At 61.8% G+C, this 25,981-nt stretch carries 22 protein-coding genes; 12 read left to right on the plus strand and 10 right to left on the minus strand.

Annotated features, from left to right (window positions below):
• Nucleotides 1-63: 63 nt before the first annotated feature.
• The 5 genes from ACVIYL_RS35765 to ACVIYL_RS35785 are packed head-to-tail and all read left to right on the plus strand — an operon-like array spanning nt 64 to nt 5,413.
• Nucleotides 64-1,254: a CaiB/BaiF CoA transferase family protein gene (locus ACVIYL_RS35765; protein WP_456780771.1), complete on the plus strand. Its 1,191-nt coding sequence runs from the start codon at nt 64-66 to the stop codon at nt 1,252-1,254.
• The gene (locus ACVIYL_RS35770) at nt 1,251-2,468 is read left to right on the plus strand and encodes an ABC transporter substrate-binding protein (protein ID WP_253609035.1); all 1,218 of its coding nucleotides are present in this window, start codon (nt 1,251-1,253) and stop codon (nt 2,466-2,468) included. The genes ACVIYL_RS35765 and ACVIYL_RS35770 overlap by 4 nt, the downstream gene beginning before the upstream one ends.
• A 16-nt stretch (nt 2,469-2,484) precedes the next feature.
• On the plus strand, nt 2,485-3,258 hold the full coding sequence (locus ACVIYL_RS35775) for a crotonase/enoyl-CoA hydratase family protein (protein WP_456780772.1): 774 nt from the start codon (nt 2,485-2,487) through the stop codon (nt 3,256-3,258).
• Nucleotides 3,258-4,274 carry an NADPH:quinone oxidoreductase family protein gene (locus tag ACVIYL_RS35780; RefSeq protein ID WP_456780773.1) on the plus strand — a complete coding sequence of 339 codons (1,017 nt, stop codon included), beginning with the start codon at nt 3,258-3,260 and terminating at the stop codon, nt 4,272-4,274. The genes ACVIYL_RS35775 and ACVIYL_RS35780 overlap by 1 nt, the downstream gene beginning before the upstream one ends.
• Nucleotides 4,271-5,413, plus strand: a complete 1,143-nt coding sequence (locus ACVIYL_RS35785) for a CaiB/BaiF CoA transferase family protein (RefSeq protein WP_456780774.1) — start codon at nt 4,271-4,273, stop codon at nt 5,411-5,413. The genes ACVIYL_RS35780 and ACVIYL_RS35785 overlap by 4 nt, the downstream gene beginning before the upstream one ends.
• Before the next feature lie 1,411 nt (nt 5,414-6,824).
• Here ACVIYL_RS35785 and ACVIYL_RS35790 read toward each other — a convergent pair.
• The 9 genes from ACVIYL_RS35790 to ACVIYL_RS35830 all read right to left on the minus strand — a co-directional run bounded on the left by ACVIYL_RS35790 (nt 6,825) and on the right by ACVIYL_RS35830 (nt 14,106).
• On the minus strand, nt 6,825-7,226 hold the full coding sequence (locus ACVIYL_RS35790) for a host attachment family protein (RefSeq protein WP_456780775.1): 402 nt from the start codon (nt 7,224-7,226) through the stop codon (nt 6,825-6,827).
• Between the two features lie 44 nt (nt 7,227-7,270).
• Nucleotides 7,271-9,139 (minus strand): Na+/H+ antiporter NhaA, encoded by a 1,869-nt coding sequence (gene nhaA / locus ACVIYL_RS35795; protein WP_456780776.1) that lies wholly within the window; start codon nt 9,137-9,139, stop codon nt 7,271-7,273.
• 30 nt (nt 9,140-9,169) lie between these two features.
• On the minus strand, nt 9,170-10,237 hold the full coding sequence (locus tag ACVIYL_RS35800; RefSeq protein ID WP_456780777.1) for a sensor histidine kinase: 1,068 nt from the start codon (nt 10,235-10,237) through the stop codon (nt 9,170-9,172).
• Nucleotides 10,238-10,926: 689 nt separating this feature from the next.
• Nucleotides 10,927-11,136 (minus strand): hypothetical protein, encoded by a 210-nt coding sequence (locus tag ACVIYL_RS35805; RefSeq protein WP_456780778.1) that lies wholly within the window; start codon nt 11,134-11,136, stop codon nt 10,927-10,929.
• On the minus strand, nt 11,133-11,321 hold the full coding sequence (locus tag ACVIYL_RS35810; RefSeq protein WP_456780779.1) for a hypothetical protein: 189 nt from the start codon (nt 11,319-11,321) through the stop codon (nt 11,133-11,135). Before ACVIYL_RS35810 ends, ACVIYL_RS35805 begins: the two co-directional genes overlap by 4 nt.
• 289 nt (nt 11,322-11,610) lie before the next feature.
• Nucleotides 11,611-11,919 (minus strand): hypothetical protein, encoded by a 309-nt coding sequence (locus tag ACVIYL_RS35815; protein WP_456780780.1) that lies wholly within the window; start codon nt 11,917-11,919, stop codon nt 11,611-11,613.
• Between the two features lie 282 nt (nt 11,920-12,201).
• Nucleotides 12,202-12,663: a winged helix-turn-helix domain-containing protein gene (locus ACVIYL_RS35820; RefSeq protein ID WP_456780781.1), complete on the minus strand. Its 462-nt coding sequence runs from the start codon at nt 12,661-12,663 to the stop codon at nt 12,202-12,204.
• A 346-nt stretch (nt 12,664-13,009) separates the two neighbouring features.
• Nucleotides 13,010-13,645, minus strand: coding sequence for a response regulator transcription factor (locus ACVIYL_RS35825; protein ID WP_456780782.1), 636 nt, complete (start codon nt 13,643-13,645; stop codon nt 13,010-13,012).
• A gap of 266 nt (nt 13,646-13,911) precedes the next feature.
• Nucleotides 13,912-14,106 carry a hypothetical protein gene (locus tag ACVIYL_RS35830; RefSeq protein ID WP_456780783.1) on the minus strand — a complete coding sequence of 65 codons (195 nt, stop codon included), beginning with the start codon at nt 14,104-14,106 and terminating at the stop codon, nt 13,912-13,914.
• 590 nt (nt 14,107-14,696) lie between these two features.
• Between ACVIYL_RS35830 and ACVIYL_RS35835 the strand changes: the two genes are divergently transcribed.
• The gene (locus tag ACVIYL_RS35835) at nt 14,697-15,086 is read left to right on the plus strand and encodes a response regulator transcription factor (RefSeq protein WP_456781920.1); all 390 of its coding nucleotides are present in this window, start codon (nt 14,697-14,699) and stop codon (nt 15,084-15,086) included.
• Here the strand turns inward: ACVIYL_RS35835 and ACVIYL_RS35840 are convergent.
• On the minus strand, nt 15,052-21,480 hold the full coding sequence (locus ACVIYL_RS35840) for an AAA family ATPase (RefSeq protein WP_456780784.1): 6,429 nt from the start codon (nt 21,478-21,480) through the stop codon (nt 15,052-15,054). The genes ACVIYL_RS35835 and ACVIYL_RS35840 overlap by 35 nt on opposite strands.
• A 253-nt stretch (nt 21,481-21,733) precedes the next feature.
• Here ACVIYL_RS35840 and ACVIYL_RS35845 point away from each other — a divergent pair, with 253 nt between their 5' ends.
• The 6 genes from ACVIYL_RS35845 (at nt 21,734) to ACVIYL_RS35870 (ending at nt 25,875) form a co-directional block, all read left to right on the plus strand.
• A complete protein-coding gene (locus ACVIYL_RS35845; RefSeq protein WP_456780785.1) occupies nt 21,734-22,618 on the plus strand; it encodes a LysR family transcriptional regulator in 885 nt (294 codons plus the stop codon).
• A 232-nt stretch (nt 22,619-22,850) separates the two neighbouring features.
• Nucleotides 22,851-23,132 (plus strand): DUF427 domain-containing protein, encoded by a 282-nt coding sequence (locus ACVIYL_RS35850; protein ID WP_456780786.1) that lies wholly within the window; start codon nt 22,851-22,853, stop codon nt 23,130-23,132.
• 347 nt (nt 23,133-23,479) lie between these two features.
• Entirely contained in the window at nt 23,480-23,866 is a 387-nt protein-coding gene (locus ACVIYL_RS35855) for a DUF1003 domain-containing protein (protein WP_456780787.1), read from the plus strand.
• Nucleotides 23,867-24,005: 139 nt separating this feature from the next.
• The gene (locus ACVIYL_RS35860; RefSeq protein WP_456780788.1) at nt 24,006-24,419 is read left to right on the plus strand and encodes a cupin domain-containing protein; all 414 of its coding nucleotides are present in this window, start codon (nt 24,006-24,008) and stop codon (nt 24,417-24,419) included.
• 111 nt (nt 24,420-24,530) lie between these two features.
• Nucleotides 24,531-25,136: a sulfite oxidase-like oxidoreductase gene (locus ACVIYL_RS35865; protein ID WP_456780789.1), complete on the plus strand. Its 606-nt coding sequence runs from the start codon at nt 24,531-24,533 to the stop codon at nt 25,134-25,136.
• Complete coding sequence (locus tag ACVIYL_RS35870; protein WP_456780790.1) at nt 25,129-25,875, plus strand: ferredoxin reductase; 747 nt, start codon at nt 25,129-25,131, stop codon at nt 25,873-25,875. The genes ACVIYL_RS35865 and ACVIYL_RS35870 overlap by 8 nt, the downstream gene beginning before the upstream one ends.
• Nucleotides 25,876-25,981 lie beyond the last annotated feature (106 nt).

The raw sequence follows: 25,981 nt of genomic DNA on the forward strand, positions 1-25,981 counted from the left end.
GACAGTCAAACATACTACTCAGTATCCTGCAACATACTACTGGGTATCTAAGGAGGTGCCGCCATGCTGGACGACTACGCCGGCGTACGCGTGCTTGACGTCAGCCAGGGCTTTGCTGGCCCTTATTGCGGCGCGATCCTCGCGCGAGGTGGTGCGTCGGTGATCAAGGTCGAGCCTCCGTCGGGCGACTGGGCGCGCGCAATCGGCGGCGCCGTTGACGGGCACACGGCTTTCAGTCTGGTTCCGAATATCGGCAAGCGCGCCGTCTGCATTGATGGAATCAGAGAGCAAGGGCGCGCCCTCCTGGTGAGGCTCGCCAAGAGCACCGACATCGTCATCCAAAATTTCCGGCCGGGCGTCGTCGATCGTCTTCAGATCGCTGACCACCAGTTGCGGCCCGACAATCCGGATCTCATCTACGTCTCGATTCTCGGTTTCGGGGCCGGCCCCTACGAAAAGCGACCAGCCACCGACACCATCATTCAAGGCTTTACCGGAATGATGGAAATGAATCGCGACTCGCAAGACACGCCGCGACGCATCGGAATGTTGGCCGTCGACACGGCTGCCGGCGTCTATGCAGCGCAACAGGTAGGCGCGGCCCTCTATCGCCGCCTCACGAAGCGAGGCGGGCAGCACGTCAAAATTTCGCTGGTCGAGGTCGCCGCGGCCTTTCAAGCCATGCCGATCGTCGACGACGCGCTGCGCCGCCGCGGCCAGCCGAATGTGCCCTTGAGTGTGCCGATCGGAACTTTCGCGACTGCGGACGGGCACATCAATCTCTCCTGCGTGTCAAACGCGATGTTCCATGGCATCTGCAAGGCGCTAGGCAAGGCGGATTGGATCTTGGACCCGAGATTCGTGACGGAAGCTGGACGTCTCGACCATGCAGGCGAGATCACGGCGGAAGTCGCGCGTATCCTCCATACCAGGCCGAGCGTGTACTGGATCGAGGCGTTCGAACGGCACGACGTGCTGTGCGGTCCCGTGCAGGGCTATCGAGAGTTTCTCGACGATCCGCACGTCCGTGGTTCGGGGCTGCAGGCGACGCTGCAGGGCGGCGCATTCGAAGGGCTGCCCCTTACGCTGCTCCCCGGCACGTCGGCCGCAGGCACCCGCCTGCCCGCTCCGCCCCGGCTGGGCGAACACACCACGGAGGTGCTCGCGGAGCACGGATATTCGCAATCAGAGATCGATCGTTTCATCGAAGACGGCACGATCGTTCAGGCAAAAACCGAAGGGAGAAGACAATGAAAAGAAAATCAATCGCCGCATTGGGGGCTGCCTTGGTCGCAGGCTTCATGTCGTCCTCGGCTCTCGCCCAGGTATCGGACAATGTCGTTCGCATCAGCATTCTCAACGACATGACGGGAATCTATGCCGATGCGGGGGGCAAGGGATCCATCGTCGCTGCCGAACTCGCTGCGGAAGACTTCGGCGGTAAGGTCGCCGGCGCGATGATCGAGGTCGTTTCAGGTGACCACGCCAACAAACCCGATATCGCATCGAACCTTGCAAGAAAGGCCTATGACGCCGAAGGAGTCGATGTAATCGCGGACGGCGGCTCGTCCGCGGCGGCTCTGGCGATGCAGAACGTCTCGCGCGAGAAGAAGAAGATCATCTTGCTGTCGGGCCCGGCGACGGCGGAGATCACCGGCAAGGCTTGCTCGCCTTACAGCTTTCACTGGATGTACGACACCTACGCACTCGCTGCGGCGCCCCCGGAGGGCGTCCTGAAGCGCGGCGGAGACACCTGGTTCTTCATCACGGCCGACTACGCCTTCGGCAAGTCGATGGAAGCTGAAGCGACGAAGCGGATCCAGGCCGGCGGCGGCAAAATCGTAGGCGGCGTCCGTGCACCGCTGGATACGCCCGACTTCTCATCGTATCTGCTTCAGGCGCAGGGATCTGACGCCAAGGTCATGGCGCTGGCGACCGCGGGCAGCGACACCAGCAATGCCATCAAGCAGGCGCAGGAATACAAGGTTATCGGCCCGAACACGCAGGTCGTCACGTTCCTGATGTTCATCAACGACGTAAACGCCATGGGTCTGAAGGACGGACAAGGCTTGATCTCGTCGACGACCTACTATCACGATCTCGACGACGGTAGCCGAAAGTTCGCAAAGCGCTTCTGGGACAAGATGGGCCGGCCGCCGTCCATCGTTCAAGCCGGCGTCTACAGCTCGGTCCTGCACTACCTGAAGGCGATCGCGGCGACAAACACGGATGACGCAGACAAGGTCGCTGCGAAGATGCGCGAGATGCCCGTCGAAGACGGATTCACCCACGGCGCAAAAATCCGAGCCGACGGTCGCCTGCTACGCGATCTCTACGTGACCGAGGTCAAGAAGCCCGAGGAATCAAAGGGGCCTTGGGATTATTGGAAGATCGTTGCGACAATCCCGGGCGATAAGGCCTGGCGGCCGGTCGAGGAGAGCAAATGCCCGTTGCTCAAGACCCACTGACCCAAGGAGGTTGAGCATGGCGGACGATCCGAAGCTGTTGGTCGAGAACGACGGCCTGGTCACGATCATCACCATCAATCGTCCGGCGGTCCGCAACGCTCTCGACAACGAGACTGCCGCGGCGCTTGCGAAGGCGCTGCGGGGCTTCGACCGCGACGAGAGCCAGGCCGTCGCAGTCCTGACCGGCGCCGGTGGGCATTTCTGCGCGGGCGCGGATCTGAAGGAGCTCGCTGCGGGCCACGAATACAAGCCATGGGCCGGCGATCCGGACGGCCCATGCCATGGCATCATGTCGAAGCCCGTGATCGCCGCCGTTGCGGGCTACGCCTGCGCGGGAGGCCTCGGGGTCGCCCTTAGATGCGATCTCCGCGTCGCCGAGGAGACCGCCACCTTCGCCGTTCTTTCCCGGCGATGGGGTGTTCCGATGAGCGATGGAACGACCGTTCGTTTACCGCGCCTCATCGGCGCCGGCCGAGCGCTCGACCTGCTTCTGACGGCACGAAAGGTCTCCGGGACGGAAGCACTTGCGATGGGGCTGGCCGACCGGCTTGTCCCGACAGGCAAGGCTCTGAGCGCGGCGGTGGAGCTCGCGCGTCAGATTGCTGCGTTTCCGCAGATCGCAATGCGGTCCGACCGTATGTCGGCCATCCGTCAGTGGAACCTCTCGGAGAAGGACGCCATTGCTCTGGAGACCGAGCTCTCCGTTGAAGCTCGCGCCAAGGAAGCGCAGGCCGGGGCCGGTCGCTTCGCCTCCGGATCCGGCCGCCACGGTCAGGTAGGAAAGAATTGATGATGCGCGCGGTGATAGGACATCGCTTCGGCGGGATCGACGACCTCGTCTACGACGATACAACCTCACCGGCAATCGAGCCCGGTACTATCCGGGTTTCGGTGCGAGCCGCGGGCGTGAGCTTCGCGAACCTCCTGTTCATCGCCGGCAAGCATCAAAACCGGCCGAGTATTCCGTTCGTACCCGGCACCGAGATCGGCGGCGTCGTCAGCGAGATCGCGTCCGACGTCCGGACCGATCTCAAGGTCGGCGACCGCGTCTGCGCTGGTCTTCCATCCGGCGGGTTCGCCGAAGAAGCGATCGTTGATGCGGCCAATGTCTTCCGCATCCCCGATTCCTTGAGCTTCGAAGGCTCGACACTTTTCCCGACCATCTACGCGACGGCTTATGCCGGCCTTAAGTGGCGCGCGAACCTTCAATCCAGCGAGACCCTGCTCGTCCACGGCGCGGCCGGCGCCAGCGGTTTGGCCGCCGTCGAGGTCGGGCGCGCTTTGGGAGCAACGGTCATCGCGACCGCTGGAGGCGAACGGAAGATCGAAGCGGTGAAGCGGTACGGTGCCGATCACGCCATCGACTACCGCAGAGGCGGATTCCGGGATCGCGTGCTGGAGATCACCGGCGGCCGGGGCGCTGACGTCGTGTTCGATCCGGTGGGCGGCGACGTTTTCGACGAGTCCCTGCGCTGCGTCGCTCCGCTCGGGCGGTTGATTCCGATGGGCTTCGCCGCGGGCCGCATTCCGGAGATTCCCGCGAACATAGTCCTGGTGAAGAACCTCACCGTGATCGGTCTATACTGGGGATTCTATATGGCGTGGGGCAAGACTAAGGCGGATGCCGCGCTGCGTGAGAAGGTCCGCATCCTTTACGGAGAGATGTTTGACCTCTTCGAAGCCGGAAAATTACGCGCGCCCGTCGACGGTTCGCTGCCGCTGGCGGACTTCGCTACAGCGATGCGCCGCGTCGAAAGCCGGGAGGTCGTCGGCAAGATCGTCCTGATACCGGAGCAACGAGCATGACCGCGTCCTTGCAGCCAACCCACGAAGCCCCGTTTCGCGGACTGCGCGTCCTCGACTTCGGTCAGGGCGTGGCTTCGCCGTACGCGGGCTATCTCCTCGCCGCCAACGGCGCCGACGTGATCAAGGTCGAACCTCCTGAAGGCGATTGGTCGCGTCGTCTGGGTACGACCTACGGCAGTCATTCGGCATTGTCGGCCGTCTACAACCGTGGCAAGCGCAGCCTCGTTCTCGACCTCAAGAAGCCCGAGGCAATCGCCACCGCGCGCAAGCTGGCGGCAACAGCTGACGTGTTGGTCGAGGGCTTCCGTCCGGGGGTGATGGATCGCCTCGGCCTCGGATACGATGCGCTGAGCCGCGACAATTCCCGCCTCATCTATCTCTCGATCAGCGGCTTCGGACAGGACGGCCCCTACGCGCAGCGCCCCTGCTCCGACTCCGTCGGCCAGGCGTTCGCCGGCCTTGTCGCGGTCAACGTGGGCGCCGACGGGATCCCGCATCGGGTCGGGGCCACGCTTTCCGACGTCTGCACCGGTCTATATGGATTTCAGGCCATTTCGACCGCGCTGTTTGCCCGCAATGCGGTCGGCAATGGCCGGCACATCGACGTCAGCCTCTCGCAATCGACCGCAGCGCTGCTTGGTCACAAGTTCGCGGAACACGTTCTCGAAGGCGGCGCGCCTCGCCTCCTCAACGTGCCAGCCGGCAGCTACCGGACGAGCGACGGTTGGATCATGGTCACTCTTGTGACGGAAGCGCAGTACGGCCGGCTGTGCTCCGCCCTGCAGCGGGAGGACCTTGCCAGGGATCCGCGGTTCGCCAGCTTCGCGCTGCGCGCCGATTGTGCCGACGAACTCGCCGCCGAACTTCAGAAGGTCTTCCCGACCGACACCACGGCGTCATGGCTCAAAAGACTTCATGCGTCGGATCTCATCGCGGACCGGATTCTGAACCCTTCTGAATGGGTAGCCAACGAACAGGTCGAGGCCACCCGCGGCGCGCTGCGCACAGAAACTCCTAACGTCGGAGGCGTTGTGGCGGCACGAACCCCAGGAAAGGCGGCCGACCTCGAGGGGGATCTGCGTCCGGCTCCAGATGTCGGACAGGACTCCGCTACCATCCTTTTGAGCGGCTGGAGTTGAGCTTTGCCGTGATACCTCCACGACACAAACGCGGCCGCGGGAAAGCTTCACGAGCGGGAGCCTAGGTGTTCGGAGACCTGCTTTCCGCTGAGGGGCATCGATGCGACCGCGCCGTCTACGAGAACCACTCTCTTGATTGTCTTTCCTTGAACAAGCATTCGAGCCACCTCGCCAACGTTTTTCCATGGATTGGCGTCCGCCGCGGCGACTGGCCGCCCGCCTTTCCAGAACCACGCCGAATACACGCTGGAATGCGCAACGTTACTGGCTTAGCGAAAGTAGAATGACAGCTTGATGCGATCAGGTTAAGTGAGGTCACGACTCTGGAGAGTGCCCGGCTATGAACGTAAATGCGGCGTGCCCAACTAAACTCTACGCTAAAGCACGCTGTAGCGGCCGTTTCCACTACTCCCACTCAATCATTAAGGACGACGTTTCGTCGTTGATTTCCAAGAACAACTCTTCAAGTTTGACGGACAAATGCCGACGGTATACCCGCCGCATTTTTTCGGTCTTGAATTCACAGAATAATTTGTGCCGCTCGGAATATTGGCGATTCCGCTACCTATCGGAGTCAATCGACTGAATAGCTCTGCATACGTAGCGGAAATCGACACTGCTCGTACTGGCACGTCGTCGGTTCATATACCGTCAGAGATCGGGAAGGCGCTGGTTTGGTCGTCCGATGGTCCCCTACACCGCTCACCCCCACTACTGCGCGCTATCGAAGCAGGTCCGCTTTCCGCCAAGACCTGCCGAGGCCGCTTCTGCGAAGCGGTTCGAAGCGCCGGTGCTTTGCAACCACGCGGTGAAGGGAGCGCGGCCTTGACTGCCACGTCATCCGACTCCACCGCTTTGGCTGAAATCGTGCAGATAGTGCTAGTGAGCTCGTTATTTACTCTGTGGTTCCACTCACGAAGAAGCAACGATCCATCGGGATTCGGTAACGGTGCAATGCGCTTTGTCATTTCAGGCGCCCACGATCTTTCTCTCTGGCACGTGCCGCGAGACCAAGCAGGGAGCCCTATGGCTCCACGCCGCGGCGCTCCAATTCGGTCTTTAACGCGTCAAAGAGGATCTCGGTTGGCACCATTGCAAGGCTCGTCCAGAAGATGATCGCGGCGCGTGAGGCGATTAGGTAATAAGTCATGCGGAGGCGCCTCCTAATGCGAGATGCCGGTTAGTCGAGAGATTGGAGCGTGACACCGAGCAGTCAGCAGAACCTTGCTTCCTCTTGATGCTGCTTAGAATGCCAGAGGCCACTTTTATTATCTTGTCCATTGTTGATCCATTTAGAGGGTTTGGGTTGGTTCAGATTGGTCGAGAGCATTAGTCGTCGCCGGTAACTTTGAGTTATTCGCGCGGGTTATGACTGGACTGACTTGCGCCAGCAGCCGCTTCCAGAGGCGCGTCAGGCGTCAGCGATCAATGAGGCGATGTCCTCGAGCGGACGCCGGCTGAAGTCCTTCGCGAACTCGCCCATGATCTTGCCTCTCAGGTCGCGGTGGAAGTGCTTGCGCATCTCCCCCAGGGTCCTGGGGTCGGAGACGACGACCAGGTGTTTTATGGTCCCGTCCAGGCTGAGCTTGTTAAGGTACGCGGCCGTAGCTGCCGCGAAGTCGTCCTCGTCAAGCCGCCTGCCATCGGGGTTGGCGGAGCCGGCGTGGCGCACACCCGAGCCTGAGTGGGCGGGCGCAGGCGGAGCCGCCGTGATCTCGACCAGATGCACCCCAGGTTTCACGCCCGTATTGCGGAACAGACGGACTGTCTCGCCGTCAGCGACTGCTACTGTCGTACCGGTAGGTAGAATCATCGAAAGATCTCCTGTTCACGATCCTGCATAAACGCCCGGCGGGGCTATGATACTTGCATACTGGCGGCCTGCTGCGCCTCTTCGATAAGCTCCTGACGCGAAGCTCCCCAGAGCAGGGCAGTCCCAACGACGGCCGAAAGAATCGACGCAGCGAACACGGCGATCTTGGCGGCCGAGAAGTCGGAAGCGCTTGGAAACGCCTGCCCGGCGATAAAGAGCGACATCGTGAAGCCGATACCAGCGAGGGCTCCCGCCCCGGCCAACTGCCGCCACGTGTACTCTGCCGGCTTGACGGCTATGCCTGCGCGCACGGCCGCAGCAGCCATGAGGAACACGCCGAGCGGCTTTCCTATGACGAGGCCAGCAACGATCGCGGCCATGAGCCGGCCATGCCCAACAAAGACGCCCGGATTGATCGCCACGCCCGCATTCGCCAGTGCGAAGATTGGGAGGACAGCGTAGCTCGATCGCGCGCCGGCGTGCCGCAGCAGCCGATCGGCCGGCGATTCAAGTCTGTCGAAGATTGCATCGAGCGCGTGCAGCGCCGGGGTGGAGGGGCCGTGCCTGAGAACCTCACCCTCGTGCCGGGCCTCGGAGGCGATGATGGTGCTGGCCTGCGTCATCAGGGCAGCCAGGTTGGCGGGCGGGCGCGTGGGAACGAACAGCGCCAGTACCACGCCGGCCAGCGTCGCGTGGAGACCGCCCGCGTAGACGAATGTCCACAACGCGATGCCCAACAGGATGTAAGGCGAGAGAAGGTAGACTCTTGACCGGCTCAGCAGCGCCAACGCGACGACGACCGCCGCGGCGGCGGCCAAGTATGCCGGATGGATATCGCCGGAGTAGAACACAGCGACGACGACGATCGCACCGATGTCGTCGACGATGGCCGCCGCGGTGAGGAAGATGCGCAACTCGACGGGAACGCGGGCGCCCATCACGGCGATTAAAGCAATCGCGAACGCAGTGTCGGTCGCCATTGGAACGCCCCACCCGTACGACCACGGCCCCGCAGGGATGACCAGCGCGAACAGAAGCGCCGGCACGACCATGCCGCCGAGCGCGGCGGCGATCGGAAGCGCTGCGGAGCGGCGGCTTGCGAGATGACCAACTGTCATCTCGCGCTTCACTTCCAATCCCACGACGAGGAAGAACACCGTCAGTAGGCCGTCGTTGACCCAATGGAGAATGGACATCTGAAAGGCTGCGTCACCCAAGCTCACGCCGAGCTCTTGGCGCCAGAGCGCCTCGAACGACGGCCCGACCGGCGAGTTCGTCAAGACCACCGCCGCCACGGTCGCGAGGACCAGCAAAATGCCGGCGGACGGGCCCCAGCTCGCGAAATCCAGGGCTGCCGTACGGACGCGGTGGCCGAGCGTGCCAAGCATCGCGTCGACGAGAGAGCTCTCGTCCCACGGTCCGTCGTAGCGCCGGCGGTTGATGTAGAAGGTCGGCGTGAATCTCACCCCGCTCGCACGTGAGCTTGCGACGTCCGCCTCCACCCTTGCTCTCGCGCGCCGCACGGCGTCGCTGTCGCCGAGCGCGAAGTTGGCGTTCACGCCAAGATCGGCGGCCACCGCGACGAGGTCATCCTCTGTGAGCTGCATCGACCTCGTCATCAGCTTGATGTGCGCGGACCAGAACGCCTCTGGCGTCTGGGCAAGCTCGGCGAGCTCGGCGGCCCGAAACGAAAGGCTGTTGTCCGTGAGCGGCCTATGGCGGAAGGCGTAGCAGACGCGGTCGCCAAGTTGGTCGCGTGCTTGCGCGATGCGCTCGTTGGCAGCCCTGCAGTGCGGGCACGCGTAGCTGCCGTACTCGACGAGCGTGATCTCGGCATCGGTGGGACCGAGCACGTGGTCCCTCTCGTGGTCGACCGGACGGTCGAGGCGGCCGGGCGGGATCATGAGCTGCATCGCTGAACCGATCTCAGGTGTTAGCGCCGGCTACGAAGTCGGCGCAGCCGCTGCTGGGTTGACGACGTGGAATACGCCGCCGTTGGGTGACGGCGTGTACGCGATCTCCGCGCCGACGATACGGCCGGGGAGCCCAGCTGCGTGCACGCGCGGGAGGAAGAGGCGCACCAGCGTGCCGCCGCCCCGCTCGCTCTCAATACAGACCGCGCCGCCTCGTCCCTCGGCGAAGCGCTTGACCTGGAGGAGCCCGAGGCCGGTGCCGCGGCCCGCGGCCTTTGTCGTGAAGTACGGGGTGAATGCCTGCGAGAGAACCTCGTCGGGCATGCCCTCCCCGTCGTCGGCGACGACGATCTCGACGAATCCCCAGGCCGTGCCAGCGGAAGGTTCGACGTTCCGCGCCGCGACGGTGATCGCGCCGCCTCCAGGCATGGCATCGGTCGAGTTTCGGCAGAGGTTCAGCAGCGAGAAGTACAGCTCCTCCGGGTCAGCGTCGAAGTCCCACAAATCAGGGGCGATATCGGTGCGGACCGTGATGTCGGAACGCAACGCCTGGTCCAGCGAACCCGCCAGCGCTGCGAGGCGGTTGCCTGCGACGAACCCGCCGATCGACTCGGGGTATGGTCGCGCAACGTCGAGGAGCTGACGACTGAGCAACGCTGCTCGCGTGATCGCGTGCTGCATCTTGCTGATGATGGCCTTTCGGTGTGCGGCGTCGCTCTGGCACTCGAGCAGCCGCAGGCCGCAGTCAATCACGGCGAGAAGGTTGTTGATGTCGTGGACCGCGAACTGCGCCACGTCTCCGATCGCCCTCGTTCCCTCCGGCCTGCGGGAGGAGAACACGCCGCGCGTATCGGACCGTGGGAGGGGCCGGCGCAGAACCCCGGAGATCTCGCCATCGCGCCCGACGAGCGGGATCTCGACGCACCTGGACGCGATGAGATCACTGCCGTCATCGCAGACGCTCCACACCCTTGCGCTGAATGCGCGCTGCACTCCAAGCACGACGCCGGCGCTGTCCGCGAGCACGACGACATCCTCCAACGGAGGGCTCTTGACCACGCCGAAGAAGGAAACGTCGGTTGTCTCTTTGATCTGCATGTCGGACCTCCTGGCTTGGGATCGTTCAATGGAACGCCGACTTCGGCCCCTACTCGAGGGCGGGCGACGACGGCTCGGAGATTGAGTCTATGACAGTCGAAAGGAAAATCACCTCTCGCCATGGAGTCGATAGCCGACCGTTATCGGGATGACTGAGAGACGCTTGGCGCGCGCTTCGACGACTCTCCATCCGTCTTTTGCTCATCGACTGGGCTTCCCGCACTCGTCGAGTGCACTACGCCCATCCGATCCAGCGCCGTTGCCGGTCGGCCCTAAGGAGGGGCGGCCGGTCCTCGGGAGAGAAAGGACCGGCCGCGGGCGAACCACGGCGAAGGGGCGATCGCCGTGCGCCGAGCACTTGGGAAGCTGCCTGCCTCCGTGAGGCAAAGTGGTATCCGACGAGGAACGTCGGTGCGAGTGAAGCAATCCAAATCTCAACAACTCTTGCCGAATGCGTACGCCAGCGAGGCCGCTGATATCGATCGAGATCGACAGCCTTTCGGCCGCGGCGCGCCAATTGAAAACGCCGCTGCCAACAGTCAGCCGCAATATCTTCGAGGTTGAGTCCCACCTGTCGACAATACTGATCAACCAAGCTGCAAGCCCGTCCTTAACCCAAGCGACGATCTTCCAACACTCGCGCCATGATATACTGCGCTCCGAGTTTGCGAGCTCGTCGACATTTCACCTTAAGTAGCCCGGCCATTCTTTTGACCGATCACGCAGCGCCATGTCGCAAGACGCTCAGTCGGATGCTGATTCATCCAGTTGGCAAGCTGCGGTGCGCCCATCAGGCAGGATTGCATCGAGACGTCAGCGAAGTCAGAGGTGGTGACGGTCTGCTCGTGGCAATTTTCCGGAGAAGACAAACTGCAGAGCACGGCGATGATCGCGATCATGATAGGCCCCCCTCGCCGTGATGAACGTCTGCGCCGCTGCGCATATGGCTCGCGGATGCCTCGTCCAGCTGCTCGCGGACGGGCTCAGATGGCGGAAAGACACTGTCGTAGATCGCTCGGGCTTCTCGAATAAGGCGAGCTCGCTCCCGCTCGGACTTTGAGACAAATCGAATAACCTCACCCACGTTTTCACTCCTGTTATACTACGCTACTCATTTCATCCGGCGCCGCAGCGATCTGCGAAAACCTTCTTCGTGTTGGAGCGGTGAAATCGACCTAGGTCATGTTCAACCTCGTTCAACAACACTCCGACGGGACTCAACGAGGCGTTAGCGTCAGAGCTGTCCTCAACCGGACGGCCCGAAGATGGGAGCGGTGACGCGGTGATGATTTGAAACCACATCCAGGTGGTTATGAGCGGGAAGATAATCACCTGCAGACCTCGTGCATCGCATTGTCAGAGAATAGTGAGGGTCAGCTGACGCATTTCGTCGCGGACAGATGTTTGAAAGCGTCAATCACGGAATCGATCGCAGTTAACACCCGCGCGCCGTCGACGCGGCCCGCAGCGACTTGCTGCCGCATCACGGTCTCATACGATGAGGCGGCGTAGGTGCGACAAGTCTTCTCGTTGTCGGTCGCATTATCGGGTTTGTTGTGTACAGTCGCCGAGACCGCGCGAGCGGCGTGAACATTCTTGTTTAACGTGGACTCCGCCGCAAGCCCGGGAATTGTAGATGCATTGATCAGAGCAGAAACGATGAGAACAGTGACTCTCCTCATGAGCGGACTCCAGAGCGCGAGTTGTTGCGAGGAGACTTACATTTCTGCCGGTCCATCTTCTATTGCACATGGGTTGTTCAGGGTGCGGCTGTAGTTGCGCCACATAAACCTTGGCTTAGAAGAGGCGAGTGACGGTTTCGGGTGCCAGCCGAGGGGCCGCCGCCCTCACCCTCCTAGCAATTTGACGGGCTCCAGGAGTTGACGAGAATGTTCGCTACAGTGAATGCCTCACCCGTACAGTGAATGCCTCACCCGAATTTCCTGGTGCTTCGCCAGTCGCGCTCAATTCTCGTGAGCGGATACAGCGACTGAGGCGACGAAACAGTAACCGCGTCCGGGAATGTTGATGATGAAGCGATTCCCATCCTGACCATCACGCAACGCGCGACGCAGCGCTGACATATGAACCGTGAGGTTAGCGGGCTCAACGAAAACATTGGGCCAAACGCGAGCCATCAAATCCTGCTTGCTAACCAACTCTCCGTGGCGTTCAAGCAAGGCAATCAGGACTTCCAGAGCACGACTTCCAAGAGGCACGGGCTCGTCGCCTTCCAGCAAAAGGTACTGCGCTCGAAGCAGGCGAAACGGTCCGAACGAAGCTTCTATTGGCGTTGCGCCGGCTGGTTCGGTTCGTTTCTCGAAGAGTGGACTGGCTGCATTCGGACACTGAACGACACGTCCGACGAAACGCTCCGGTTCGAGATGAAACCTCTCCAAGCGTCGGAAAGCTGCAGTCGATCGCATAATGACCTCGCTTGCTTCGACAGGGCTAATCCCCGCACAGATGTTGGTGACTTGTAATCTGACAGGTTGGAGCGCTGCGAGCTATTCCGCGCAGGTGGCGCGCAATGACAGATTTGGCTGCGTTGCCTAAACCTAGATTTACAAGCCGGGAGGCGGCTTCGATCGGGCGGCAGATTGCAAGTGCAATGGCGGGATCACAGCGGAACCGGACCCGCGAGCCGGCAGTTGCAAGATAAGGTCGGCGGCTTGGCGCCCGCCGGCCCTTTCTCTTGGTTTGCTTTGCAGATTGCGCGAAGGCTCAACTCGTCCGGCCGCGCGAATAGCACATCGAGCAAGAACGCACACCTTAAGCGCTTTGCGGCGTGTTAGGCACCAGCTTGAGCTTGTCAGCCATCCGACCAAGTTCTGGAAGCGAACCGGCCTGCATCTTCTGCATCGCCCTGCTGCGATGCACCTTCACCGTGGCTTCGGCGATGCCGATATCGTGGGCAATCTGTTTGCTCAGGCGACCGCGCGCCACCTGAATTACGATCTCGCGCTCCCGCGGGCTTAGGGAGGCGAAACGCTGCCGTAGGGAGACCAAATCCTTGTCATTCTCCCGCCGCGCTCGATCGCGGGCCAAGCCAAGCTGAATGGCATCGAGAAGATCCTGATCGCGGTACGGCTTGGTCAGGAACTCGATCGCACCCCGCTTCATTGCCTGCACAGACATCGGTATGTCGCCGTGGCCCGTGACGAAGATGATCGGGATCTCCCTGTTCGCCGCAGCCAGCTCGCGCTGGAAATCGAGGCCGCTTTGGCCGGGCAATCTGACGTCGAGCACCAGGCAGGTAGGGCAATCCGGTGGATCGGATTTGAGGAAGTCGGAAATGGAGGCAAATAGCTGAACGTTGATGCCGAGCGATCGCAGCAGGCGCCCGACCGACGCGCGGAGATCCGGATCGTCGTCGATGACCAACACGGTGGAGGTTGCGTCAGACATCGCTGCCACTCGGAAGAGATCGCGAAAATCAGCCTGCATCTTGCTTTTGCAGGTCCGACAACACCGCGCATTTCTAGTCCCAATCCCGGAACCTGAACAGCCCCTTTTTTCTGAAGGATGCGCGCCGGGAACACCAACGCTTGCGAGCACTGACACAACTCGTTTCCTCCGGACCCTCGGGTCGACTTTCGTCTGAAGTTCGATCTCTGGTCGGACCGATAGCTGCTGAGGGAAGCTGCCCATCGGCACTTGTATGCCTCGCGTATTCAGCGCTCGGCGGATCGAGCCGACGCCTTGGCTGCATCGTCGAACGTAGCCCTCTCGGCTCGCCGCTCGTAGTCGTCGGCAAGAGCCTTAAGCTGAGCCGCAATGGCTTGGTCCGTCATGCTTTTGGCAGTGCGAAGCAAAGTCTGCGCTGTCTTCAAATATTCCTTGCCTCGCTGTGAGATCTGAAGCGTCACGACGCTCTCGCACGGTTTTTGGGCGACTGGTCGAAAGCGAATGGGAACCAGCCCATCCAATTGTGGTCACCTTGGCGGCGCGCCTTGAAGCCATCGACGCACTTCCTGGAGCAAAGCGGCGTTCGCCACGAATAATGGCGGACGAGACCAAACTTGCCCCCACAGACCGCGCATCGAATGGCCTTGTCAGACCCGTGGCTTTTCAAGTGGTAAGGCATTGTTTTCTCCTCTTGGCCTGTGCGCATTTCGGATGCACTAAAACTAAGAGGATTGTCACCAACGGCTCAATTGAGCGCAGGTTGAGCTCGGACATCCAAGGGGGGCGGGACGGTGATACGAAGGCTTAGGGCGCTCGGGCGAGTCCTAGAGTTCGCCCGCTACGATCCCGCGACTGCTTTCGTCCGGCGAAAGCCTCGATTTGCAAGTCATGCCGGATAGGCTTCGCAATCATCGTCCAGATAAACCAAAGTTTACGGGGCACAGGCGGCACACTGGTGGCATTCTCTCAGATATCAAGCAATGTGAGTGTTACTATAATTGGATAGTTATCTGCCCGCAGACGCGTCCAGCGAACGGCCATGGGCGGTATGATGAAGAAGGTACTAGTTTCGGTCGTCGAAGATGATCGGTTCCTTCGTGAGTCCATGTACAGGCTCATGAGATCGCTGGGTTATACGGTCGAAATTTTCGCGTCTGCGGCGGATTTTCTCGCCTCCCCGCGGCTTACCGAAACAGCTTGCCTGATCGCCGACATCCATATGCCTGCTATGACCGGGCTCGAACTCCACCGGCATCTTGTCGACACGGGCAACGCGATACCGACAATCCTCGTGACGGCCTTTCCCAATGATGCTGATCGGGCTTGCGCCCTGAACGATGGGGTCTTGTGTTACCTGCGTAAGCCGGTGGATGAGGACCATCTCACACGATGTGTTTGCGCGGCTCTCAGGTCGGCAGGCTCGCCTGAGAAGGGGTCGTGAGCTCCCGTTCCGCCCTCGGCAGTGTGAACTGGAACACGGCGCCGCGGGGTTCGTTCGCCTCCGCCCATAGCTTGCCGCCATGAGCGCGGATGATAGACCGGCAGATCGACAGCCCCATGCCGGTTCCATTGGACTTCGTGGTGTAGAAGGCGTCAAAGACCCGGTCGAGATGTTCCGGATCAATGCCCGGCCCAGAATCGCGCACGGCCACGACGGCGCCTGCTTGGCCTTCCTCTGCGCTGATCAACAACTCTCTCGCCCCCTCCTCCATCGAACCCATTGCTTCAGCCGCATTCAGAATCAGATTCAGCAAGACCTGTTGCAGCTGAACGCGATCCCCCAGAACCGAAACTAGCCCCTCTGCAAGCCGGGCCTGGACCGAAACGCCATTCCTGAGGGTCACGCTTCGAGCCAATACGATCACTTCGTTGATTGCCACGTTGAGGTCAAAGCACTCTTTTCGCGGCGGCGCTTTCTTGATTTGCTCTCGGATGCGATCGATGATTTCTCCTGCCCGATCAGCATCTCCGACGACACAGGAAAGTGCTTCCCTTACCTCACCTAGGTCCGGCGACTGCATCTTCAGAAAATTCTGGGCCGCCCGCGCGTTGTTACGTGCGCTGGCGATCGGTTGCGCGATTTCGTGCGACAGCGAGGCTGCTAACTCTCCCATCGTGCTCACGCGGTTCATGTGGGCGAGATTCGCCTCGCTTTCCCGCAATGATTCCTCAGCTTGTTTGCGCTTTGTCACATCTACAGCGGTACCGACAAACTGGATGAGCTCGCCGTCTTCGTTGAGAACCGGATGACCTGAGGCACTGATGTGCCTAACTGTTCCGTCTGGCAGCACAACCCTGTACTCGGCATAGGTGTCAGTTTTTTTGCGAAGCGACTCCTCAAATCTCTCCTTTACCCACTCGCGGTCCTCGGGGTGGATCTGCAGTCGAAAATTTTCTCGAGAAGGTAGGCTCGACCGTGGATCCAGGCCGTAAATGTGGAACATTTCCTCGGAACAATACAGCACCTGTTCCGTGCGGGGATCCCAAGCCCAACTGCCTGTATGCGTCAGCTTCTGCGCTTCGGCCAAATAATCCTTACTTCGCATCAGAGCTTCCTCGGCGCGCTTGCGTTCAATGAACTGACCGATCTGGCTGCCGATGGTGGCCACCATGTCGAGCAGCTCTTGATCGGGTTGCTTGATCTCGCGGCTGAAAAACTCGATCACGCCCAAGACTTCGCTCCCGAGCAGGATAGGAAAGCCGATGGCCGCGTGTAGTCCTTCGCGTTCGGCGATGGGTCCGCGCGGCAAATTTTTATCAGGAACGACATCCGGAATGTATACGGGCTTAAGGCTGGACCACACCCGGCCCGGTAGTCCCACCCCCGGATTGAAGGTGAACTGCCAATCGGCTCTTTCAAATTCGGGGATTTCTATCGACGCTTTATGCCAAAGCTCGACACAGCGCAGCGCCTCGGCCTCCCGGTCCACACGCCAGAGCGCGCCTACGTCCCATCCCAGACACTCGCCCATGGCCCGCAGTATTCTCGGAGTGACCTCCTCGATCGTGGCCGCTTCCGCCAAGACCTGCGCGACGGTGTGCTGCACGCGGAGGCGGTCCTCCGCACGCTTGCGCTCTGTCAAATCGAGCACGAATGCTAGGCCCTCGTCGCCTCCTTCTCTGAACAGAGCGACGCCAATAAGCACAGGAACGCGGCTGCCGTCTTTCCGAATATACTCCTTCTCGAAGGGCTGAACTATCCCGGTTGAGTTCAGTTCCGCCCGAGTCAACATGTCGCGCTCGCGCCATTCCGGCGGCGACAGCTCGGTCCAGCGCACGCGGCCCGAAACCAGGTCTTCACGGTCATATCCCACGATACGGAGAAACGCGTCATTGGCCTCGAGAATTCGACCTTCGCGGTCGGCAATGATGATCCCAATGATGTTCGCGTCGACCAAACGCCGAATCTTCCCTTCGCGGTCTGCGACGTCGCGATAAAGCCGCGAATTTTCGAGTGAGATCGCCGCCTGCGACGCAAGCACCGTCAACAGGGCGACGCGGTCGGGCGTAAAGGCCATGGGCGTCAGATTGTTCTCCAGGTAGAGGATGCCCGTAAGCCTTCCCTGGTTGATTAACGGAAAACAGAGAATAGAACGGAGATGATTCTCAACGATGTAGGGATCGTCAGAATATGGATTGCGAGATGACGCGTCGTCGAGAATAACGCTTTCCCGGGTGCGCAGAACATAGTGGATCACCGACTCCGGCAGCACTGTCGCAGCCACCTCCTCGTCGCGCAGATGCACGGTCACCGAATCGCCGTCCGTCGTGGCTTCGGCGGCGATCCGTTGCTCAGCTCCGCGTGAAAGAAGCAACAAGCCTCGTTCGGCGCCAGCCTGTTCGAGCGCCGTGCGCATAAGCATTTCGAGCAGCTTCTCCAGCACGATCTCGGCCGAGACGGCCTGCGACACCTTGATCACCGTTGCGAGGTCGAGTTGCTCGACACACGCTGCGATCGTGTTTGTCGAAGCAGGTGCGGGCTCTTCCATCCTGAGGCGCGGATACATCGCATCCAGTTGGCGCACCTTGCCGTCCGCGCCCCAGCGCAGATAGCAGTCGCGGGCGTTTCGCAGATACAGGTGCGCGATTTGCTCGAAGCCGCACGCGGTGTAAAAGCGCGCCGCCAACTCATTGGCGAGCGCCTCGTTGTGGACAAAGCCGTTTGCCCGTGACGAAAGGATGGCTTGTTCGTAAAAGTTCATGGCATCGAACGCGCGGCCATCAATCCTGGCAATCTCCGCATCAACCAACGCAGCGCGGTTCTCGAAGTTTTCCGGACAGGCTGCGGCCCAGCTGGCGAGCTGACGGTGATGAGGGGCCAAGGCCTCCAGAGACGGCGTCCGCTGGCTGGCGGGCATCGAATCGCAAAACGCCGCGTACGACAAGGCGCCGTAGAAGTGATAGTCGGCCGCCTCCATGATCGTGAGGGACATGCTCAGAAGCGGCTGCGCCTTCGATGCAGCATCAACCGCCGTCGCATAGTCACCAGCCAAAAAGCGGGCCTGCAACTTGCAGATCCAATACAAGCATTGGGCGGCCGTCACGTCCGAAGTGTTCGCGAAATCGCGTTCGATTCGCTGCTCATCAAACTGCCCGCCATCCAAGGAGCCGAATCTTGCCGTTGCGCCGCGCAGCATTCGCACGATAGCGAGTGCCACACCGACGATTTCAAGGTTTGTGCCAAGCTGTATGTGGCCCAAGTGTACCCTTTCAGCTTCACGTTCGATGTCGGCAAGCGCATCACCGACCGCAAGAAGATTCAGGACCCTCAGCCCGGAGCAGATCCCTGCATACACGAGGTCGCCGGTTTTCTGCGCCGCATCAAATGCGCGGCCGATGAGTTCACAGCATGTTCTGATATCCCTTGTCCAAGGCATGACCATATTTCCGAAGTTCAGATATACACCCGCCTGGAAACGCCATAGTCCACGCTGCTCGACGAGCTCACAAGCGAGTTGCCCGACGCGGTACGCGCCCTCGTAATCGCCGAACCGCAGCCCGGCGATCATTCCAAGCCGACCATAGGCGACGGCAGACGCGTCGCTGTTGCCACGATCCAAGGTAAGACGCAGCATTTGGCAGACGACGAGCGTGTAGAGGTTGAGGTCGGTGTATTGCGCCGGCGAAGAGAGCCGGTTCAGGACATCTAGCTCGGCGAGGGATGCCGGGTCGGTCATCAAGGGAAGGGCGATCAGCTCCTCGGTCGCGCGCTGGCCGAGCTCCGACCAGACACGCTGATACGCTTGGCGCGCCTCCTCATCCGTCGGATGCGGCGACCAGCTGATGCCGAGGTACCTTAGGTACTCGAGACCGACGGCGACCGAGCGGCTGGGCTGATTGAGCGTGAGGTAAAGGTCGATTCCGAGGCGTGCCACACCCGCCCGATCAGCCATATCCGTGACGCGAGCAGATAATGCTGCCAAGTGGTTTTCTGCGTCCGAGAGCGCGCCAGTCAAGAGCTCGCATTCGGCGCGATGGAGGTCGAGTGCGAAGATGAGCTCCCGCCGGTGCTCCCAGCACCCCTCCGCCAATAGGCCTCGACCGGTGATAAAGTAACTGAGCGCCGAAACGTAGGCAGCCGATGCTTTGGCGCGCCGGCCTGCTGCCAAGTTCCATTCCGCGGCCTGCTCGCGTTCATCGACCGATGTGATCAAACCAAGACCTCGGTTGAGCTGATTAACAATTTCAAAGGTCGCTTCGTCTCGCTTCTCCGGAGATGTCCGTGCCGCGAGCAGTCTCCCTATCCGGAGGTGCGCCTCGCCGCGCAGCTGCTCCGGGATCAGCCCATAGGCGGCCTCCTGAACGCGATCGTGGACGAACCGATAAGCGCCTGCCACACGCTCGACCAACTCCTGATGGAGGGCCGGCCATAGACTCGTATCGAGTTGCTCCTCCGAAATCCCGAGTACCATCGAAAGGACTGTGCTCTCGGCAATGTTTCCAAGACAAGCCAGCTGCTGCAATGCATTCTGCGCCTCGGTCGGCAGGCGGGTTAGCTTCCCGACCATAAGATCAGCGACATTATCGGTGTAGCCCTTGGCTTCAATGCGGTCGATATCCCAGGACCAGCGCGCGCCATCATGATCGAATTTGAGTAGTCCTTCCTCGACGAGCGAAGACAGGAACTGAACGGCGAAAAACGGATTTCCGCCGGTCTTCAGTTGTACCAGCTTCGCAAGCGGCTTTGCGCGCTCTAACTCGCAGCGAAGTGCGTCCGCAACCAACTGCCCAAGGTGCTCTTGGGCGAGCGGCGACAGCTTGATCTCCGCGACCTTTCCGCCAGCGGTCTTGATGGCGTCGAGTTTTCTCGTTAGCGGATGGGCCGCAGTGACTTCGTTGTCGCGATAGGCACCGATAAGCATGAGGTGCTCCGAATCTGGCCGCAACAGGTCCTCCAGCAGATCAAGCGTCGCCGCGTCGACCCACTGCAGGTCGTCGAGGAAGAGCGCCAGTGGCCGGTTCGAGCGGGCAAGTGCGCCAATGAAGCGCCGAAATACGAGTCGAAAACGGCTTTGTGCCTGCTGTGGCGGCAACTCAGGAACCGGTGGCTGGTCTCCGATGACTAGCTTGAGTTCGGGTATGAGGTCGATCATGAGTCGCCCGTTCGATCCAAGCGCCTCTAAAAGCACGTGCCGCCAGCTTGCCAACTCGGTGTCGCCCTTGCTGAGGAGAGACCGGACGAGACTTTGAAAAGCCTGCACCAGTGTCGCGTAAGGAATATCGCGCTTGTACTGGTCGAATTTGCCAGACGCGAACAGGCTGCGCTGCGGCACGAGCGCCATGTGTAGTTCATCGACGACTGAGGACTTGCCGATGCCGGAATATCCTGAGACCAGCACCAACTCCGGCATACCGGTCTTGATGATGCGATCGAAGCACGAAAGCAACGTCGCGATCTCACGATCTCGTCCGTACAGCTTTTCGGGGATCAGCAGCTCATTCGGCGTGTCCTGCAGGCCCAGCGGGAAGTCATCGATGCGGCGGCGCGCTTCCCATTCCGCCAGGCAGCGTCGCAGATCGCGCTCGATACCGCCGGCGGTCTGGTAACGATCCTCGGGTGTCTTGGCGAGCAGTTTCATGATGATCGCCGAGACGGGCGCCGGGACAATCTCCAACCGCTCCCTTGGCGGCATCGGCTTTCTGGCAATATGGCAGTGCACCCACTCCATGGGATCGGCCGCCGTTAAGGGCAGAACGCCCGTGAGCATCTGGTACAGCGTGACGCCGAGGGCGTACAGATCGCTGCGGGCGTCGATCGAGCGGTTCATCCGCCCGGTTTGTTCGGGTGCCATGTAGGCGAGCGTACCGGCGATGGTTTCGGGCGGCTCAGGCGCCTGCCGCTCGCGGGACAGGCGCGATGCGATGCCAAATCCGGTGAGCCGTACGTGTCCATCGGCGCAGTGCACCACAATGTTAGCTGGCTTGATGTCCTTGTGGATGAGGCCGCGCTGGTGGAGCTTGCCTATAGCCGTTGCAGCACCGATCGCGAGGGCCAAGAAGCCTCCCACATCCATCGGTGACCCGAGCAGCCTAGCGAGCGGCTCGCCGCCCGGATCCTCGAGCACCAGCAGCATGGTGCGGCCGCTGCCGCGCTCCACCTTGAGCGGTCGCACAGCCCAGGCTGCGTCCAGCTCATCCTTCAAGCTCAATTCGTGAGCGAGGCGATCGAGTCTTGAGCGGGACGGTTGGTCGATGGCACGGGCATCAAGCAGCACGGCAAGCCGGTTGCCATTGTCGTCCAGTCGCCAGCCACGGCTCAACACGCGCTCGCCGTCCTCCCACAACACCTGAGAGCTACCGTCCGAGTACGCGACGTTCAGCGACTGCTGCACCATCTGTCAGACTCCGACGTCGGGCTTCGGCTTGAAGTCGGCTGATCAAGCTCTTCGTGCGCCACACGCGCGGCCTCCCGTCCCTTAGTCTTGCCGGATGCGCGGACGGAGATCTTCCTTCTCTTTAGCAGCAATTTGGAGCGATTTGCCGGGCTTTACTCGCTACGGCGGCGCACACGAGTCAATAAGCGCCCTGCCCGCTGGTTCCAAGGGAACTCGGAGCGCAACCGCGACCCGGAAGGAAAGAGAACAACCCATGGAGCTTCATCAAGTTCGCTACTTCCTCGCCGTCGCGTCCACACTCAATTTCACCCGCGCAGCCGAGCAGTGCAATGTCACGCAGCCCGCCCTGACCAAGGGGGTGCAGAAGCTCGAGCAGGAACTAGGCGGCCAGCTGATCTACCGCGAGCGCCAGTTGACGCAGCTCACGGACCTTGGGAAGGAAGTCCTTCCGATGCTGGAGCGCACATTGGCCTCGGAAGAGGCGGTGCGTCGCAGAGCCCAGGAGTTCCAACGCAAGGAGGTCGCGCCACTGAAGATCGGCCTCGCCCCCTCCATCTCGGCGTCGCTCGTCCTCGATCCGATCGCGGAAATCGCAAAGTTAGTCCCTGGGCTTCACGTCGAGCTGCGTGAGGGCGCAGCGGAGAAGCTCGTCGACCTCTTGCTTGAGGGGGACATCAACGCCGCAATGGTCGGGGACGTGCAGGACATGCCTGCCCGCATCGATGACTGGTTACTGTTCGAGGAGCGCTACGTCGTGGTTCTCGCGCCGACACACCGGCTCGCAAACCGTCCCTCGATCGGCATCGACGACCTCCGCGAGACCGTCTTGCTGGAACGCGCCGGATGCGACGTCGCCCCGAAGATCCAACGGTCGTATTTCCCCGAGGAACCGCTCCGGCTCGGCTATTGCAGCGGTCACGACTTGCACCTGCAGCACATGGCCGCGGCTGGCTTCGGCGTGATACTCGCACCCGAGCACATGCCACACCTTCCGACGCTCAAGACCATTCCGCTCGAAGGCGCCCCGGTTTCGCGGGAGGTGCGGCTGCTGGCTGTGCAGGGGCGCCGCTACTCGCCCGCGCTGGACGCTTTCGTCAAGGTCGCGCGGCTTCGCGACTGGTCGGTCGATGTCCCCTAGAAGGGCATGCTGCATGCAACGCTTTCGGAGGTGGCGAGCGCGCCCGCATAACCACGACGCGCACGCCGGCGGACAACCGCTTCAGCCACCGGCCGGGGCACTTGCGTCACACTGGAGTGGCCCGGCGAAGCGTAGCGCTATGCAATCCATTCCCGATCGTTATTTCGCGGAGGCCGCGGCGTGCGATAGCGTCGGAGCCATCGCGACAACGTAGCAGGACGAGGAACAGGAAATGACAACGGCGACTTGGAACGGCGCGATGATCGCGGAGTCGGATAAGACGGTCGTCGTCGAGGGAAACCACTACTTCCCGCCCGGGAGCATCCGCAAGGAATTCCTACAGCGGAGTTCGAGGACGAGCCGCTGTCCGTGGAAGGGTACGGCGAGGTACTACTCGTTGGTGGTGGACGGAAAGACCAACGAGGACGCCGCGTGGTACTACCCGGAGCCGTCGACGGCGGCCGCGAACATCAAGGACTACGTGGCTTTCTGGAACGGGGTTGACGTCAGGTAGTGCGCGATGGCGACCGCCAGGCTCGACGCGTGGCAGCAGCTGAGCGAGAACGAGCTTGCCGGCGCCTGGTACCAGGGGCGCCATCGCGGAGACCGCCGCCACGGCAGAACGAGGCGATCAGAACGCGGCAGGGCACTGGCCGCGTCGACCCCGCAATCGAGCGGACCGGGTCCTCGTAGCGTGGAAAATAAGGCGGAAGACCAGGGCAGCATGGAACAGGCCGAGCACGACCTGCTCGCCGACCTACGGCGAGCACGCCGCTCGCTTCGGCTTCAGGACCTGGATGAGCCCGCGGCGGTTGCGCGCCTGACACTGGGCAGAGGATAGCGGACGCGGTCGCCACCGTCATGGGATCGTGGAGCTTCATCATCGTCCCGAGTGCGATCCTTTTCGCCTGGGTAACCGGCAACCTGGTCGGCGCGACGAGGGGCTGGGACCCCTACCCGTTCATTCTTCTCAATCTCGTGCTTTCGTTCCAGTCGGCCTACGCCGCGCCGATCATCATGATGAGTCAGAACCGGCAGCAGGACATTGATCGCAAGGCTGCGGAGAACGACTACCGGATCAATGTGAGGGCAGAGCACGAGATAGAGTTGCCGCACGAGAAGATCGACCAACTGCGTGAGCGCGAAGTCCTGAAGCTAACGGAGGCCGTCAGGACGCTAACCGCGCTGCTGGAGCGGTCGGCGTTGGGTGCACGCGAGCCCGATGCGGAAGGCGGACGGCCGTCATAACGCGCGGCTATCGACTTCATGGCGTGACGTCATTTCCCATTCGCCGCACGGAATACCATGTTTCACGGTACGTTGTGAGCGGCGACCCTTCGCCGCCACTGCGAAGTCGAATAAGGGTCCAACAATCAGGAGTCTACAAATGTCAGTCCAGCAGCCGGTCCTCACGCCGCCACACGGCGGCGAGACAGTGACCTCGAGCGGAGGCTCGAGCATCGAGATGAAAGTGGAGAGCAGCCAGTCCGGAGGCGAATATGGCGCTGTCATGTGGACGGTGCGGGCCGGAGAGGAGCCGCCGCTGCACACCCACTCGCGCGAGGACGAGCTGCTCTACGTGGTGCAGGGCAAGCTCATCGCGCGGGTCGGCGATGCCCGTGTCGAGGTGGGACCGGGCGCCTACGCAGCTCTTCCCCGCGGTGTGCCGCATACGATCGAGGTGGTCGGCGACCAGGCGACCCTGTTGCTCAGCTTCGTGCCGGGTGGGCTGGAGCGTTTCTTGGTCCCACGGAAAGGCGAGCAGCCCGATCCGGCCGCTTTCGGCCTGACGTTCCCCTAGGGGCGGCGACCGCGGCGCGCGGCGTTCGTGACCGCGCGCGCGGGTCCGGGCGCCGACCGCTCGCGACCGCCGGATGATTGATGTCACGCGCCGGCACGGAGGAAATCCACCATGGTCACTCGCGGTTTCACAGGCCGCCAATCCGGATCCGAACCATCGGACCGGATTCCCCCGGGGCAGCACCTCGTCGACAATTTCCCGGTGCTTACGGCCGGCCCCACGCCGCAGATCGAGCCCGCGGACTGGACTTTCACGCTAAAGGTCGGCCCTCGTCCGGCCAAAGCGTGGAGCTGGTCGGAGTTCAACGCGCTCCCTCGAACCAGGATGACGCGAGACATCCACTGTGTGACCTCGTGGTCGAAGCTCAACACCGCCTGGGAGGGCGTGGCCGTCGACGACATCCTCGCCGACGCTGGCCTTACCGCACCCACTCCTTTTGCGCTCGCACATTGCTACGACGGATACTCCACCAACGTGCCACTCGCGGACCTCACGACGGGGAAGGCTATGGTCGCGCTCAAATACGAAGGCCAGCCGCTGCCGCGCGACCACGGGGGACCGGCGCGCCTGCTCGTGCCACATCTCTACTTCTGGAAGTCGGCGAAGTGGGTGAACGGGCTTCAGTTCACGGAGCGTGACGAGGCCGGCTTCTGGGAGTTGCGAGGGTACCACATGTACGGCGATCCGTGGCATGAGCAGCGATACACGAATGACTGAAGCGATTGCCGCAACCGCGCAATGGCAGAGCTGCGCGATTGTCAAGATTGCGACGAGGACGCCGGCTATCAAAAGCTTCTTTCTCCGCCTCTCCGAAACGTTCGACCATACGGCCGGACAGCATGTTGACGTGCGGCTGACCGCGCCCAACGGCTACACTGCCATGCGCAGCTACTCGATCGCCTCGGCCCCGAGCGATTCCGAGGTGATCGAGCTGGCGATCGAGCGCCTCCCGGACGGCGAGGTCTCCCCGTTCTTCCACGACGTCGCCCAAGTAGGCGACATGATCGAGCTTCGCGGGCCGCTCGGCGGACACTTTCTCTGGCCGGGGCCTTCCAACAAGCCAGTGCTCTTGATCGGCGCCGGCTCCGGCGTCGTGCCGCTCATGGCCATGATCCGGTATCGGAAGGCCAGCGGCGAGCCGGTGCCTGTCGCGCTGTCGCTCTCCTCCAGGACCTGGGGTGACGTGCTGTTCAGGGACGAACTCCTCGAGCTCGAGAGCTCGCTTCCCGATTTCGCGCTCGCCTTGGCGCTGACACGCGAGCCTGCGACGCGCCGCACCGACTTCAGCAGGCGGATCGACGCCAGAATGGTCGCTGACGTCGCGGCACGGCTGCCTATGTCTCCCGGCTGCGCCTTCGTGTGCGGGTCGAACGCCTTCGTCGACATCGCGGCGGACGCCGCCCTCGCCTTGGGACTGGAAGCGAGGGCGATCAAGACCGAACGCTACGGCGCTTGAGAGACGACTCCTCTCGCTTTGCGAGAGGATAGTTTTCGCAAAGGCCAGATTATCCGCGCGGCCTGTGGCGATCACGGTCGCGCCGAATGCAAGAAGACGCAACAGC

This window comes from Bradyrhizobium sp. USDA 3315, from assembly GCF_054056795.1.